Annotated in this window: 9 protein-coding genes, 3 pseudogenes and 1 riboswitch; of the genes and pseudogenes, 9 read left to right on the plus strand and 3 right to left on the minus strand. The window is 40.1% G+C overall.

The genetic code is table 11. The features are described 5' to 3' along the window. Window positions 1-215: 215 nt before the first annotated feature. From V7K61_RS34155 to V7K61_RS18180, 8 genes and pseudogenes are all read left to right on the plus strand, one after another. Window positions 216-1,427, plus strand: a pseudogene (locus V7K61_RS34155) (amino acid adenylation domain-containing protein); the annotation flags it as partial. A 243-nt stretch (window positions 1,428-1,670) separates the two neighbouring features. Beyond that, window positions 1,671-2,723: pseudogene (locus tag V7K61_RS34160) on the plus strand (SagB family peptide dehydrogenase); the annotation flags it as partial. Window positions 2,724-3,259: 536 nt separating this feature from the next. Then, a complete protein-coding gene (locus tag V7K61_RS18155) occupies window positions 3,260-7,414 on the plus strand; it encodes a non-ribosomal peptide synthetase (protein WP_335055258.1) in 4,155 nt (1,384 codons plus the stop codon). 10 nt (window positions 7,415-7,424) lie between these two features. Continuing rightward, window positions 7,425-7,604 (plus strand): annotated as a pseudogene (locus tag V7K61_RS18160) (cytochrome d ubiquinol oxidase subunit II); the annotation flags it as partial. Between the two features lie 502 nt (window positions 7,605-8,106). Continuing rightward, window positions 8,107-8,859: a cobalt transporter CbiM gene (gene cbiM / locus V7K61_RS18165; protein WP_335055260.1), complete on the plus strand. Its 753-nt coding sequence runs from the start codon at window positions 8,107-8,109 to the stop codon at window positions 8,857-8,859. 31 nt (window positions 8,860-8,890) lie between these two features. Continuing rightward, a complete protein-coding gene (locus tag V7K61_RS18170; protein ID WP_335055262.1) occupies window positions 8,891-9,265 on the plus strand; it encodes a PDGLE domain-containing protein in 375 nt (124 codons plus the stop codon). 102 nt (window positions 9,266-9,367) lie between these two features. Next, entirely contained in the window at window positions 9,368-10,147 is a 780-nt protein-coding gene (gene cbiQ / locus V7K61_RS18175; RefSeq protein ID WP_335055264.1) for a cobalt ECF transporter T component CbiQ, read from the plus strand. 20 nt (window positions 10,148-10,167) lie between these two features. Further along, window positions 10,168-10,953: an energy-coupling factor ABC transporter ATP-binding protein gene (locus V7K61_RS18180; protein ID WP_335055266.1), complete on the plus strand. Its 786-nt coding sequence runs from the start codon at window positions 10,168-10,170 to the stop codon at window positions 10,951-10,953. Window positions 10,954-11,388: 435 nt separating this feature from the next. On the opposite strand, the gene V7K61_RS18185 is transcribed toward V7K61_RS18180, so the two are convergent. Further along, window positions 11,389-12,717 carry a voltage-gated chloride channel family protein gene (locus V7K61_RS18185; protein WP_335055268.1) on the minus strand — a complete coding sequence of 443 codons (1,329 nt, stop codon included), beginning with the start codon at window positions 12,715-12,717 and terminating at the stop codon, window positions 11,389-11,391. Window positions 12,718-12,812: 95 nt separating this feature from the next. Next, window positions 12,813-12,897: riboswitch (Fluoride riboswitch) on the minus strand. Window positions 12,898-12,984: 87 nt separating this feature from the next. Here V7K61_RS18185 and V7K61_RS18190 point away from each other — a divergent pair. Further along, window positions 12,985-15,054 (plus strand): potassium channel family protein, encoded by a 2,070-nt coding sequence (locus V7K61_RS18190; protein ID WP_335055270.1) that lies wholly within the window; start codon window positions 12,985-12,987, stop codon window positions 15,052-15,054. 358 nt (window positions 15,055-15,412) lie between these two features. On the opposite strand, the gene V7K61_RS18195 is transcribed toward V7K61_RS18190, so the two are convergent. Together V7K61_RS18195 and V7K61_RS18200 are read right to left on the minus strand one after the other, a co-directional pair. Next, window positions 15,413-16,609 (minus strand): MFS transporter, encoded by a 1,197-nt coding sequence (locus tag V7K61_RS18195; protein ID WP_335055272.1) that lies wholly within the window; start codon window positions 16,607-16,609, stop codon window positions 15,413-15,415. 89 nt (window positions 16,610-16,698) lie between these two features. Next, entirely contained in the window at window positions 16,699-16,947 is a 249-nt protein-coding gene (locus tag V7K61_RS18200) for a hypothetical protein (protein WP_335055274.1), read from the minus strand. Window positions 16,948-17,029: the final 82 nt, after the last annotated feature.

The raw sequence follows: 17,029 nt of genomic DNA on the forward strand, positions 1-17,029 counted from the left end.
TGGATGAGATGTTTGCTGCTTACTGCAATTTGCTTCAACGATTAATTACCTCAGATACCATTTGGAGCGCAAGTCAGCAAGAACTACAACAACCTACAATTGCAAATTATCCCACCGCACCCATTTCTGAGGATACTTTGCACAGTTTGTTTATTAAGCAAGTGCAAATCCAAGCTGATTCTCCAGCAGTCATCACCCCAGAGCGTACCCTAACTTATCAGGAATTGTACCAACAAGCTCTGCAATTAGCATCTCATCTGCGAGAATTGGGAGCAACCAGCAACAATGCGATAGCGCGGAGCGCTGTGCCAGAGGCGATCGCTATTGTCATGGAAAAAGGTTGGGAGCAAGTTGTCGCTGTACTAGGAATTTTAATCGCTGGTGCGGCTTATCTCCCCATCGATCCCGAATTACCAGCAGAGCGACAATGGTATTTACTCACCCAAGGACAAGTTAAATTAATTGTCACTCAACCTCATCTTCACCTATCTTTACCATCAGGTGTTCAACAAGTATGTGTGGAAAGTCAACTCAGAGGAGATGGGAAAGATATCAAACTAGTCCAAACTCCCGATGATTTAGCTTATATTATCTACACTTCCGGTTCTACAGGTTTACCCAAAGGCGTGATGATCGCTCATCGGGGTGCGGTGAATACCATTTTGGATATCAATCGACGCTTTGGAATTAAATCAGGCGATCGCATCTTAGCTTTATCAGCATTAAACTTCGACCTCTCAGTTTACGACATCTTCGGCATATTAGCGGCGGGAGGAACAATAGTTATTCCCTCAGCAGATAAAACCAAAGATCCCGCACACTGGTTAGAGTTAATAGTATCTCAGCAAATTACCCTGTGGAATTCAGTTCCGGCTTTAATGCAAATGTTGGTAGAATATATCGCCAACCAACCACAACAACCTTCATCTCTGCGTTTAGCTTTGTTGAGTGGAGATTGGCTACCTCTAAATTTACCAAATCAAATTCAAAAATTGTGGTCAAATATCCAAGTTGTGAGTTTGGGAGGAGCAACAGAAGCTTCAATTTGGTCAATTTACTATCCAATTACCCAAGTCGATTCTAACTGGAAAAGTATTCCCTACGGAAAACCACTCGATAATCAACAAGTATATGTATTAAATCATAATTTGCAGCAAACTCCTGTTTGGGTGACGGGACAACTATATATTAGCGGTATCGGTTTAGCAAAAGGTTACTGGAAAGACGCAGAAAAGACAAACTCTAGCTTTATTACTCATCCAGTTACCAAAGAAAAATTATATAAAACAGGTGACTTGGGACGTTATTTACCCGATGGGAATATAGAATTTTTAGGAAGAGAAGATTTTCAAGTCAAAATCAACGGTTATCGCATTGAACTTGGTGAAATTGAAGAAATATTAAAACAGCATCCCACTGTCAAACAAGCAGTAGTCACCACAGTAGAACAAACACAACAATTAGTTGCTTATATTATTAGCGATACACCAACTCCCAATTTAGGGGAAGCTTACCAACCAACTCAACAACCAGGAGTATTAAGCGATGCTGGAGAACGCATCGAATTTAAACTCCAGCAACCAGGAATCCGCAAATCAGAATCATCGCCAATTACTATTCACTTACCCAAATCTGAACTTGAGCAAACACCTTATCTAGAACGCCAAAGTTACAGACAATTTCTACCGCAACAGATATCCCTAGAACAATTTAGCAAATTTCTCAACTGTCTCCAGCAAATGCAACTGGGTGATTATCCCATCCCCAAATATCGCTATCCTTCTGCTGGGAGTCTTTATCCCGTACAAACTTACTTATTCATCAAACCCAACAGCATCGAAACCCTTCCCGCAGGAATATATTATTATCATCCCAGCGACCACAATTTAATCTTACTCCACAGCACCAACGAAATAGACAGCAGCGTTTACCTTGAGAATCAACCATTTTTTGAACAATCTGCTTTTGCGATATATTTGATTGGGAAACTGAGTGCGATCGCACCGATGTATGGAGAATTCGCTAGAGACTTCTGTCTTTTAGAAGCAGGACACATCGGACAACTACTCATGAACAGCGCACCGACTCAAGAAATTGGTCTTTGTCCCCTTGGTTATTTAGAATTTCCACCAATTCAAGATTTATTTAAACTAGAAGCAAATCACATTCTCCTTTATAGCTTTGTTGGTGGGAAAATAGATCAAACAGATTCTCAGCAATGGTCATTAGTTAAAAATCCTCAAACTGCCAAATCAAATTCTACCAAATTCCGAGAATATCTACAGCAGAAACTTCCACAATACATGATACCTGCTGAATATATTCTCATTGACACCTTACCTCTAACCCCCAACGGGAAAATAGATAAAAAAGCTTTACCAACTCCCAATATCGCAACAGCCAAATCAGCAACTTTAGTTTCTCCGCAAACTGAAACCGAAAAAACAATCGCTGAGTTTGTCCAACAGATACTGGAAATTGAAGTAGTGGGAATACAGAATAATTTCTTTGAATTAGGAATAGATTCGCTCAAACTCGTGCAGTTGAAGAATCACTTACAAAATCAACTCCGAGTCAACATTCCCATGCGCCAACTATTAGTGGAAACAACAAATATTCAACAACTAGCATTAGCAATTGATGAGCAGTTAATTATCGCTAAAATTACACAAAAACCTTTATCTACAGGACAAGACGATGAGAAGGAAATAATTCAAATTTGAATGTATTAAGTAGTTTAACTTAATTAAACGTAAAATGTCATTACGAGCGGAACGCAGTGAAGTCAAGTAATCGCCAAGACTCTATTTTACGTTTTTCAATGTCGATCTACTTATTTGTGTGTATTGATGTTTATAGCGTAATACAGTTGAGTTAAGCCTTTCTTTCTTCTCTTTGTGTCCTTTGCGTTCTTTGCGGTTCGTTCAAAAAATTGACTTTGACCAAGAGTTTTAGCCTTAACTGAACCCTATTGGTTTATAGCAATTCCCAGTTACGTGAGGTACAGATAATATTTTAAAACGCAAAGGAACGCAAAGTAAAGCGCAGAGGTACGCAGAGATTTGCACATCAGCAGACTAGGAAACGCTATAAATAAACGAACCACAAAGTACGCAAAGTACGCAAAGTTAAGAGAATTTAAAAGGGTTTTTGCATGATCAAGTGAATTTTTTAAAAGTTGGGATGCTAAAAAGCAAAATACATCTATATTATTATCCGTGCCATCGGTGTTCGTTAATCAAAAATGAATAAAAACATTATGAACAAAAACCAACTTTTAATTGAACTCGAAAAACGAGGAATCAAACTCTGGTTAGAAAATGACCTATTAAACATCGAAGCACCAAAAGGAACATTAACACCAGAACTACGCGATTCCCTCAAAGAACATAAACCAGAAATTATCAAACTACTAAATCTCAGCAATATAAAAACAACCTCCTTACCAATCATCAAACCAAATATTCAGCAACGTCACCAACCATTTACACTCACCGACATCCAACAAGCACATTGGTTAGGACGCAATCAAGTATTTGAATTAAGCCATGTCAGCAACCATGTTTACATAGAATTTGAAACTAATAATTTAGACATATCCCGCCTGACAGCAGCTTGGCAAAAACTCATTCAACGTCATGATATGCTACGGGCGATAGTATTACCCACAGGAGAGCAACAAATCTTAGATAAAGTTCCCGATTATCAAATTACCATCTTAGACTTGCGAGAATCAGAAACCTCAAAACTCGAAACTGAATTAATAGCAATCCGCGAAAAATTATCTCAGCAAAACTTACCTTCACACCAATGGCCTTGGTTTGATATTCGAGCCACTTATTTAAATCAAGAACAAATTCGGCTGCATCTCAGCATGGATTTATTACTGATAGATGCTGCGAGTATTCGGATTTTATTTCACGAATGGAATCAACTTTATCAAAATCTCGAATTATCATTACCACCATTAGAATTATCATTTCGAGATTACGTCATTGCCAAAAATTCTCTCCAAGACTCAGAATTAGTCAAGCGATCGCAAACTTACTGGTTCAATCGTTTAGATACTCTAGCACCAGCACCAGAACTACCCCTAGCTTGTTTTCCTAGTGAATTAAAAGAGTATACATTCAAACGCTATGCTGGAAAACTAGAACCCCATATATGGCAAAAATTAAAACAGCGAGGTCAAAAAGCTGGTTTAACTCCTTCTATCATCTTGTTAACCGCTTTTGCAGAAATTTTAACTTTGTGGAATAAAAATCCTCACTTCACTCTCAATTTAACTGTCCTGGAACGTCTACCCCTCCATCCTCAAATTAATCAAATTATTGGCGATTTTACCAATACAAATCTCTTAGCAATAGACAATTCATCCCCAAATACATTTACAAATGTAGCTCTAAAAATACAACAACAATTGCTCCAAGACTTAGATCATATTTATATTAGTGGAGTAGAAGTATTGCGGAAATTGCTCAATCAAAAGCAAACAGAATTAACCGCAGCTATGCCTATAGTATTTAGTAGTGTTTTAGGTTTGGGTACTTTTGCTCAGGGAGATTTAGAATATAACTTTTTAGGAGAGGTAGTGTATGGTATTAGCCAAACCCCGCAAGTTTCCTTAGAACATCAAGTTGCAGAACACAATGGAAGCTTAATTTTTAACTGGGATGCAGTAGAAGCACTCTTCCCTGTGGGGATGTTGGATGAAATGTTTACAGTTTACTGCAATTTGCTGGAGCGTTTAGCCCAAGAAGATGAATTGTGGACAGAACCCATAGAATTATTACCACCAATCCCAATTCATCCTCATCCACCAATCCCACAAACAGCTTTACTCCACACTTTGTTTTTTGAACAAGTATCTCAACGTCCACAACAACAAGCTGTAATTAGCAGCGATCGCATTCTCACCTATCAAGAGTTAAGCGATCGCGTCACTGAATTAGCACGACAACTAGGCGATCGTTCTCAGGTGGCGATCGCTATCATTATGGAAAAAGGCTGGAAACAGGTTGTTGCTGCTTTGGCTATCCTTGCTGCTGGTGGTATCTATGTCCCCATCGATCCAGGATTACCACAGGAACGTATATGGTATTGTTTACAACAAGCAGAAGTTAAACTGGTACTGACTGAAACTTGCCTTGTTCATAGTCTGGAATATCCAGAGAACATCCCGACTTTGTGTATAGATTCATTCCCAACTTCAGCATCTCACCAGCCATTCCAGCAAATCCCAAAACCCACAGACTTAGCTTATATCATCTACACCTCTGGTTCTACAGGAACACCCAAAGGTGTGATGATTACGCATGAAAGTGCAGTCAACACGATTTTAGATATCAACGAACGCTTTCGGATCAATTCAGGCGATCGCATCTTAGCTATTTCCGCTTTCAGCTTTGACCTCTCAATTTACGACATCTTCGGCATCTTAGCAGCAGGAGGAACAATAGTCATTCCTGATGCTGCAAACAGTAAAGATCCATCTCATTGGAGTGAATTAATTACCACACACCAAATCACAATTTGGAACTCAGTTCCCGCTTTTATGCAGATGTTAATTGAGTATAATTTAAATTATTTTAAAGTTACATTTAATACTCTCAGACTAGTTTTATTGAGTGGTGATTGGATACCCCTAAATTTACCCACTCAGATCCAAGCATTATCTCCACAAGCCGAAATCATTAGTTTAGGAGGAGCAACAGAAGCCGCCATCTGGTCAATTTATTATCCAATTACCCAACTTGACCCCAACTGGAAAAGTATTCCCTACGGAAAACCACTTAAAAATCAATATATTTATGTTTTAAATACATCTCTGAAAAAATGTCCTGTTTGGGTGACAGGAGAATTATATATTGGCGGTATCGGATTAGCAAAAGGTTATTGGCAAGACGAAGAAAAGACAAATGCTAGTTTCATTATTCATCCAGTTACCAAAGAAAAATTATATAAAACAGGTGACTTGGGACGTTATTTACCCGACGGCAATATTGAATTTTTAGGAAGAGAAGATTTTCAAGTCAAAATCAACGGTTATCGCATTGAACTTGGTGAAATTGAAGCAACATTAAAACAGCATCTCAGCGTTAAAGAAGTTGTCGTTACAACAATCCCAAAAACACAACAACTAATCGCTTATATTGTTCCACAACTAGAGTCAAATATCACCACTCAAGAAATACGTTCTTTTCTCCAAACCAAATTACCAGCATACATGATCCCCTCTACTTTTGTATTGTTAGCATCTTTCCCGCTCACAGCAAATGGTAAAGTGGATCGTCAGGCGCTACCTATTCCTGAAGGTACGCAACCAGAATTAACACAAACTTTTACCCCGCCTCGTAACCAAGTAGAAGAACTATTAATTACAACTTGGACGGAATTATTTAAACTTCCGCAAATCAGCATTTATGACGACTTCTTTGCATTAGGTGGGCACTCATTTTTAGCACTACAATTAATCTCAAAAATCAATCATAAATTTCACACAAGTATACCTCTCAGTACACTTTTTCACTATCCAACGGTAGCCGAATTAGGAAATTTTCTCATCCAAAATCATCACGCTTCCCCAATACCTGTATCTTTAGTCCCCATTCAACTACAGGGAACTCAACCACCATTATTCTGTATTCATCCCACAGGGGGACAAGTAATGGTGTATCAACATCTTGCCACCTATTTAGGAACAGATCAACCTGTATACGCTCTCCAGTCTCGCGCTCTCAACAACTCACTTGATGAGCATAATAGCATTGAAAATATGGCTGTCGAATACGCCAAAATCATTCGCCAACATCAACCTCATGGTGCTTATCATCTCATGGGTTGGTCTATGGGTGGAGTCATTGCTGTTAGTGTTACCAAAGAATTAGAACAGCAAGGATGTAAAGTTGATTTTCTGGGACTTGTAGATGCGTTCTTATTTCCAGATAGTACACCAACTTTTACACCCGATCCTTTATATGAATTAGCATTAGTGTTTGGTGGTACTTTTGTTGATGCTTTGATGACGCTAGATACTGTTCAACAGCAGCAACTACGAGAGCAACTCATAAGTTTAACTTGTGTTGAACGTCTGCAATTAATGATGAATTGGGGACAATCACAAAATTTACTTTCAAAAGAACTATCAGAAGTATCAATTGAAATATTGCAAAAACAACTAGAACTAACCGAAATTCACCAAAAACTCTTAAAAAACCACCAACCACCTCAAATCCAAGCTCAAATCTCCATCTGGTGGGCTGCACAACAACTCACACCTAAATTACCTCGTACCAACTGGAGTCAATATACTATCAACGCAACTCACACAAAAATATTAGATGGCAACCATTTTACCATCATGCTTCCCCCCTGTAATACAACACTCGCCCAGCAATTACAAGAGTACATTTAATTACATACTTGCCTTGGGCACCATTTTAGAAGGCATTAAGGTGGATGAAGCGGGTCACTTTATCGGCAGTATGTGGGATTGGTTCGATTGGCGATCGCTCCTAGTTGCCTTGACATTAATCCAGGGTTATGTATTGATTGGCTCCACCTATCTCATCTTAAAAACTGAAGGAGAACTACAAACATCTTATGGAGAATAGGTGACACCAATTTGAGAAATGATTGTTGATCTTTGTCCAAAGTCCAAGATGGTAGTTTCTTCCCATCTAATTCTGTAGAACAAAAGGTTGATAGAAGTATAAAATAGTGAACAAAAATCTGACTCGAAAAAACAAACAAACAGCAATCCTATATCCAACTGCCCAGATTTGTCATATCCACGCGAGTAGTTGGTAAGAATTCAGTACCCAGGAGTCAGAAGTCAGAATAATAAAGTATCTATAGAATTAGTAAATTCATTCATCAAATATTTCTCCTTATTTTTTAACCCTTCTGGCTCCTGGATTCTGACTCCTGAATTCTTACAGTAGTTGAAGCCACGACGTAGTATTGTGTGCGGTTGCAAAAAGCAGCATAACACGATCGATTTACACTTTTTATGCCCCCCTACCGGATTGAAGTTTATACGAAATACATGGTCTACTGAACAACTAGACCCTTAAATAATTTGGCTGCAAAGGACACTTCTTAAATATGAACACGGTAGCGTTCACAGGTATTTCGTCCTTCGGCTGGCTGTACTGGGTAATACAGCCGCACTTAGCTATGCATATTCCAGATGGCTTCTTGAGCTTACCCGTTATCGCGATCACCTGGATAATCGCCATTGGTCTAATTGCACTAGCTATTAGGCGATCGCAAACAGAATACCAAGAACGAGCTGTACCTTTAATGGGAGTTTGTGCAGCATTTATCTTTGCAGCACAAATGATTAATTTTCCGATTCCTGGAGGCACTTCTGGACACCTTTTGGGCGGAACGCTAGCAGGAGCTTTATTAGGACCTTGGGCTGGGTCACTAGTGATGGTTGCAGTGTTCATCGTCCAGGGTGTTATGTTTCAGGATGGTGGACTGACGGTATTAGGGGCCAACATCTTTAACATGGGATTGATCGGTACGTTTGGTGGTTACTATCTCTATCGCGCAGTTAGATTTGCTACTGGGCGCGATACCTTGCGAGGAGTAGTAATTGGCGCAGCGATCGCAGCTTGGACAAGCGTAGTGGTTGCTTCAGTTGTGTGTGCTTTGGAACTTGCTTTGTCGGGAACGATTCCTCTAGCGGTGGCTTTAACAGCGATGGCTTCTTGGCACATCCTAATCGGCATTGGCGAGGCGCTGATTACTGTAGTAGCACTCAGTTTCATTTGGCGGACTCGACCTGACTTATTTTACGATCCGCCCCGTCAGACAAAATCACCTGCCTCTCGCCCCATCTCCCGGTATTAAAAGATATTTATGGAATCAGGACTTAACCTTTATGAGTAGCAACCTCTCGCGATCGCGCAACCGTGCTTTTGTCATCGCTGGCTTAGGTATTGCTCTGCTGATTGCAATTTTTCTTTCGCCACTGGCTAGCAAAAATCCCGATGGGCTAGATAGAGTCTCAAAAGACCTGAAGTTTGACAGCAAAGAACTAGAACAGAAACCTGCTCAGAAATTACCCTTTTACAGTATTTTTGATGAGTATGCTCTTAGAGGTGTACCAGAAGCGATCGCCACACCATTGGCTGGTTTAGTCGGAACCTTAGTAACTTTTGGTTTAGCTTGGGGAATCGGCAAATTAGTTGTTCGTGGTTCTGGTTCACCTTCCACACAGCATGATGCTTATTCAGACTCAGATGCTCCAGATTAAAGTAATTCGTAATTCGTAATTCGTAATTCGTAATTCGTAATTCGTAATTGGAGTTCCCTTAAACCCACAGAATTTGTTAAATACAGATAGGAACTTAACAGAATGCTGCTACACGTTGGGGCATTTGTGCTGGATGTCGATAGCAAACAGGTTACTCCTTGGCACAAACTTGCTCCCCGGACTCGGATACTGTGTACATTGTTGTTCGTGTTTGCCATTGTCCTAACACCAAATGGGCATTGGTGGACTTGGGGTATTTATGGATTAGCTCTCTTTAGTCTGCTATTGCTGAGTCGAGTTACCCTACCAGTACTACTGAAACGATTAGCAGTTGAGTTCACATTTATTGGTGTCGTTCTCCTGGGTACTTTGTTTCGGGGTGGTGGCGAAGTCTTATGGTCTTGGGGGCCATTACAGATTACGACAGTGGGGCTAACTATCTTGGGTAGTGTAACACTCAAAGCATTACTATCACTGCTGATATTGAATTTACTGACTTTAACAACTTCGGTAACGGCACTGCTGCACGCCCTGCTGGAATTAAGAACTCCACCACTATTAGTAGCGATTTTGGCATCAATGTATCGCTATATCAGTGTGTTGATTGGCGAGTTTAATGCTATGCGTCGAGCAGCCGAGTCCCGAAACCTGATGAACAGCAATCGCTCGATCCGTTTAATTGTTGGCAACATGATTGGAGCGCTGTTTATCCGCACTTATGACCGAGGAAATCTAGTTTATCAGGCAATGCTGTCACGCGGTTATCAAGGAGTACCACCGATGATGGAAAAAGTTTCTTCAGGGGGACGGCGAGACTTTGTAGCTTTGAGTTTGACTGTAATTTTAGCGCTGTTGGGTCAGGCTATTTACTGGCGGAAATAACTTTTGTTCACGTTGTCTCAATGCACCATAATCCAATATCAATTCAAAATCTTAACTATACCTACCCTGACGGAACTCAAGCTTTGAGGGAAATTAATTTGTCTATCAAAGCAACTGAGCGAGTGGCATTAATCGGAGCAAATGGTTCGGGAAAATCCACGTTGCTATTACATCTCAACGGAATTCTCAGGCCTCAGTCAGGACAGGTAACGATTGGAGAATGGACTTTAACTGTTGAAAATTTGCGAAATATTCGGAATTTTGTGGGGTTGGTATTCCAGAATCCAGATAATCAGTTATTCATGCCAACAGTTTGGGAAGATATTGCTTTTGGCCCGATGAATTTGGGTGTACAAGGCGAGGAATTAACACAACGAGTTCTGCAAGCGATGGCAGCAGTTGATATTGATCCCCAATGGTATGGGCAACGCTATATCGGTAATTTATCTGGAGGTGAAAAAAAACGAATTGCGATCGCTGGAGTCTTAGCAATGAACCCACAGATATTAGTGTTGGATGAACCCTCTGCTCAATTAGATCCCCGTTCTCGTCGTCAGTTCATTGAATTGTTACAAACCTTACCGATAACACAACTGATTGCAACCCATGATTTAGATTTAGCTTTAGATTTGTGCGATCGCACAATTGTTCTGAGTCAAGGTCAGGTCGTGTATGATGGCAAAACTCAGCAGGTAATGAGCAACCCAGAGTTCTTGCTTGGGCACGCTTTAGAGTCACCACTAAGCTATAGTCGCCCTTACTGTCAGCTGGAACATGCACCTATCAGCCCATCTCGCAGAGTGTGAATTCGTTTGAGTCAGCGTCACTGAAACAATTTCTAGCATCCTCAAATTCCTCTAGTTTGAATTTAGGTTGTATGACCGACGGACAGAATAAGCAACTATTACATTGATATCAACCTAATAATACTTCCTTTTTCTGCATTCATATAAGTTACATTTTGTCAAAACAAATTAGATGCGTTTCCCCTGCCAAAATACTGCCAGAAAAGTTACCAATTGTTTTAAAAATAATGCCCGTTGCTTCTCAATCTCCATTTGCATACTTGACTTTATGTCTGTTTCTTGTCCGTAGCAATTTTCTGACTTTTCACGGGATGTGGAAAGTCATATTATGGGCTAAGGTGTAACTAATTTTCTCTTGTTCCAATTGATTTAGAAAAGTAACTAGTTTGCCAAATCCATGATTATTCATGAGTATCCATTAATTGCATCCATAAATTATTCCTGAGAATTACTTCTTCTTTCTTCACTATCATCAGGTAAATCAATTTTAGGTTGCCCATAATTAGCCAAAGTCACCCCTTCTTCTAAAAATACAGCAGAGTATTTACTCAACCCAATACGCTGTGCCGAGTAAATTCCAGAATGTCCTGAAAATAAATAGCTGACTACACAGCCAATAGCAATAAATACCCCTGATTCCAGACCAAATAGTTCAATTCCCATTAAAGTTGATGCCAAAGGTGTATTTGCTGCACCCGCAAATACACCCACAAATCCCATTCCTGCTAACAGTGGTGCAGGTAATGCTAAAAGCAACGATAAAGCATTACCTAAAGTAGCACCAATAAAAAATAAAGGTGTCACTTCTCCTCCTTTAAAACCTGCTCCTAAAGTTAGAGCAGTCAAACCCAATTTAGCAGCAAAATCCCAAGGAGGTAGCTGATTGTAGAAAGAATCAACGATTGTTGGGATACCAAGCCCGATATACTTGGTTGTTCCACTCAATCCAACAATTGCTGCTATTATCGCACCACCTATCAGAGGACGCATTGGAGGATAAGATATCTTTGCTTTAAACAAATGGCTGATTTTGTGAGTTACTTTAGCAAAAAATCTTGCGACTATTCCAAAGATTACACCTGCAATAATTGCAGAAATTAGTCCCCAAATTGTGAGTGGCGGTATTAACGGAGCGTGTCGGTATGCGGTATGATGTAAACCTAATAGTAAGGTGACTTGATTTCCAACGATCGCAGCAATTAAAGAAGGAAAAAGAGCGTCATAATGAATTTTACCAATTGCTAAAACTTCTAGACCAAATACGGTTCCAGCTAAGGGAGTACCGAAAACTGAAGCGAATCCCCCACTGATACCTGCTGTTAACAAAATTCGCCGATTAGCTCCTTGAAAATGCAATATTTTAGTCAACTGGTCTGCCAAAGAAGCACCCATTTGTAATGCTGTACCTTCACGACCGGCTGAACCACCAAAAAAATGTGTGAGGTCTGTTCCTAGTAAAACAAGGGGAGCCATACGGAAGGGAATAACCTTTTTGGGGTTATGAATTTCTTCCAGTAAAAGATTATTTCCGGCTTCTACAGTCCGACCAAATTGATGATAAATCCAACCACTCAAGAAGCCACCAAGAGGAAGCAAGGCGATAATCCACCGATGTGATTCCCGCCAATCAGTTGCCCATTCTAATGATGCTAAAAGAGCCGCAGAAGCCGTTCCAGCAAGAATGCCAACCACAAAGGAAATAGGCAACCACTTTATTAGATGAGGTAAGGCAATAAATGGTTCAAACTGACGAAAGTGTTTCATACCATGACTCCTTGAAGTGCGATTTGTAGACAAATACTTTCTACAGGAGAGTCAGGTAATGCATTTAGCCAAGCCCTACTCTCCCGCAGTCAGCAAGGAAAGTAGGAGCCATCAGCCTTCCAGAAGAGAGTTCATCGCGCTGGAAAGGCGGTTTTGGCGAGCTCCATCGCCGTTAATTATCTAATTAATAGTACCATTTTTGCTCTAGGTCAATATCTTTGGTATTCTAAGATATAGATCAATAATGCGTATAATTGGCGGTATTATATGCTGCCATCATCAAAAACTAATTATCAGCCTGTTAAAGATTCTCAAACAAAACTAGATCGGTTTTTAGTTTGTGGGCTAGGAAGTTTGGGTCAGCATTGTGTTGCAGTTCTGAAAGAGTATGGTGCTATTGTCAATGCTATCGATCGAGAACAACCCAAAAATTTGCAGGTATCAAATTTATCAAGTTTATTAGAACATTTATTAATCGGAGATTGCCGTCAAACCAGTATTTTAGAACAGGCAAATATTTCTCAGTGCCGAACTGTACTTTTAGTCACTGGTAATGAACGGGTAAATATAGAAGCTGCTTTTGCCGCAAGGCTTTTAAATCCTCAAGTTCGCTTGGTTGTACGTTCTGACAAACAAAATCTCAATGAACTTTTAAGTCAAACCCTTGGTAACTTTATTGCCTTTGAACCGAATCAAATTTCCGCTTCTGGCTTTGCCGTTGCAGCTCTTGGAGATGATAATCTCGGATATTTCCAACTGGAGGAACGCCAATTTCGGGTAGTAAAGCGTCAGGTTAAAATGAGTGATAACTGGGGCAATAAATGGCGTATACACGAACTGAATACCTTATATCGTCGGGTATTAAATCACGCTAATGATTCATCTCCCTTGCCTAAAGAATTTCATCAGTGGGAACCAGAAGCGACGTTATACCCAGGTGATACGATTATTTATATTGAAGTTACAGAGCAAGTTAAAAGTTTGAAGGAACTTGCTACTGTGCGTAAATACAACTGGCAGCAGTTATGGCAAGAAATTGTATTAGGCAGAGCTTGGAATAATTTCAAAGATAAAATGGCATATTTAGCGCGAACATTCTCTCGTTATCAGAGTTTGCGGGTGGCAATTATCTGTGGAATTACAGTACTTTTTCTTTGGTTTTTTGGAACAATTATCTATATCTTAAATTATCCTAAAAGCAACATAATAGAAGCATTTTATGCTATTGCTGTCTTGCTTTTGGGAGGATACGGAGATATATTTGGCGGTGTAAATTTTAAAACGCCACCAGAGGCGGCGGAAAATATGCCAGGGTGGTTGCGATTGTTTAGTCTCGCATTAACTTTAACGGGTATAGGTTTTGTTGGGGTTTTATATGCATTGCTAACTGATGCTTTGTTAAGTTCAAGGTTTAAGTTTTTCAATAGTTTTCAGCCATCAATCCCTCAAAAAGACCATGTTGTTCTGATTGGATTAAATCGAGTTGGTCAGCGAGTAGCGGCTTTATTACAAGAATTCAAGCAACCTTTGGTAGGTATTAGCAGCACAGCACTAAATGCCGACTTTCTCAACAAAATACCTCTGATTATTGATAATATTGCTGATGCTCTAGGCAAAGTGAATCTCGCTAATAGTAAAAGTGTTGTTGTCGTTACAGATGATGACATGGAGAATCTGGAAATAGCTTTGATGGCATACGCTAAGAGTCCTAACACTCGTGTGATTATTCGGACTTACGACCAATACTTTCGTGATAACGTCGCACGCTTGTTTCCTTATGCTCAAGTTATTTGTACATCTGCTATTTCAGCAGAAGTATTTGCTGCTGCGGCTTTTGGAGAAAATATTCTTAGTTTGTTTAACTTCGATACTCAAACTATTTTGGTAGTAGAGTACACGATTGAGGCTGGAGATACACTGAATGGATTACTATTGGCTGAGGTTGCTTATGGTTATGGAGTTGTACCAATTTTATACCAAAGCCTGAAGCGATCGCCTGTTAAGTTAATGCCTGCCGATCATACACAACTTGCTGTTGGCGATCGCCTGATTGTTCTGGCAAATAGCAATAGCCTCCAGCGGATTGAGCGAGGTGAAATGTTTCCTCGCAATTGGCAAGTGCAGGTTGAGAAAGTTTTAGCTCAAGATGCTATTTTTGATGGTGCAAATGAAATAAGTATAATATCGGGATGTAATATTGGCACAGCTAGAGAGTTGATGCATAATTTGCCTGCACAGTTACCAAGAGCATTATATAAACAACAAGCTCTGTTACTGGTGCGAAGACTTAGTAAATTAAGAGTTACAGCCAGGGTGAAGCCGCTTGTTGAGAATTAAAATTTTATTAGAATAACTAACCGCAGAGGCGCAGAGAACACAGAGAAATGAGAGTTTGAAGGATATCTTATCTAAGAGGTTGTTTTAAAAGTTGTATGTTGTGATTTTAATCGAATTATTACCCCCCTTAATCCCCCCTTATAAAGGGGGGAAACAAGAAAATCTGGTTCCCTCCCCTTTATAAGGGGAGGGTTAGGGTGGGGTAAAAAATATTTGATAAGCTGATGTGCAGCTAAATTGTATAACACGAAAACGTAAAATTATTGTAGCGCGGGCATCTTGCCCGCATCGCATATACAAATTAAATACGCAACAGCTTACATCAATCATGACTTTTAAAACAACCTCTAAGTTCTAGTTATATTTGCAAATATTTTTTTCTATTAATTATCAATAATAAGACAGCAGCGATCGCAAACAAGCTTCCAGCGAGAAATGTTGCTTCTGCTCCCAGTGTTTGCCACAATCCACCGGCTAGCAGACTAGCGGGTAAAAGCGCTAATCCCACAGCCAAGTTGAAGAATCCAAAAGCAGTGCCGCGCAAATTTGCAGGTATACTATTTGCCACTAGCGCCAACAGCAATCCTTTACTCATACCCAAATGCAAACCATAAAGGGCGAACAATCCCCAGACTTGCCAAGGTGTCTGCACGAAAGCAAAACCCAGATACACTAGAGCGTATAGGAGAAATCCGCCTACTAGTAGCCCAAATTTACCTACGCGATCGGAAAGTATTCCTATTGGGTAGGCGCTGAATGAATAGGCGATGTTCATCACCACTAATGTTAATGGGATGAGTGAAGCAGAAATACCTGTTTGTTCTGCTCGCAGCAATAAAAAAGCATCGCTGGAGTTGCCTAAATTGAATAGCAACGCCACTACTACAAGTACCCAGTATCCTTTACCCAAACTGCGTAAAGCTTCCCATTGCAGAGGATTGCTTCGGTTTCCTTGAGTTTTAGTTGTTTTTGGTTCGCGCACTCCCACTGCTAATAAAGCCACCGCGAAGAATCCAGGGATGAGTGCTAGCCAAAAAACCAGGCGGAAGTTATTTTGGGAAGCAGCCATCAGGGCAAATGCTGCCAAAGGCCCCAAAAATGCTCCGATAGTATCGAGGGATTGACGCAATCCATAAGCTGCACCGCGTACCTCTGCGTTAGTAGAATCGGCAACTAAAGCATCACGGGGCGCTACCCGGATACCTTTACCAATGCGATCGCCAAATCGAGCTATTAACACCCCAGTTGGACTAGTAGCTACAGCAAATAGAGGTTTCACAAAGGTTGATAATCCGTACCCAAACACCGCTAATCCTTTACGATGTCCTAAATAATCACTCAATACTCCCGAAAAGACTTTTAAAATTGAAGCTGTTGCTTCTGCAATACCTTCAATGATGCCCACAGTCCAGATATTCGCCCCTAATACTGACACTAGAAATAAAGGCAATACAGAATTAATCATCTCGGAACTAATATCTGTCAGCAGACTGACAAACCCCAAAACCCAAACAGTCCGAGGAATTTTCTGGACGAATTTATCTTGTAGCTGCATATTGCTTGTTTCTGCTACATCTATATTGATAGTGATAGATATGTACACTTCTACAGCAAATTTATTGGCTGCAAAGATTTTTGAAAATACTACATCAGTTCTATAATTCTTGAGAACCAATAAGTAATTTCTGCATCGCTGAAGGTAGTCAATCGGGCAATTTCTCTTGCCATCTGATAGGCTTTCTCGCCTTGAGGATGTTGAGCCAAACCAGCATGATTCAGTAAAACAGTTTTCAAATCCCCTGGATATGTGGGTAAGTGACAATTCCCCAGAGGTTCCATCTTTTGGATAATCGAACTCCAGTCAATGCTGCCAGCTTTATAGTTCAGATTCATAATTTATTTTTCTCAATGCAACAGATGTTTCATAAACTCAGATAGCAATCTTAAATTGAATGCAACACTTGTTACAATACCT

The sequence above is a fragment of the Nostoc sp. genome (assembly GCF_036918015.1).
Taxonomy (GTDB): Bacteria; Cyanobacteriota; Cyanobacteriia; order Cyanobacteriales; family Nostocaceae; genus Nostoc.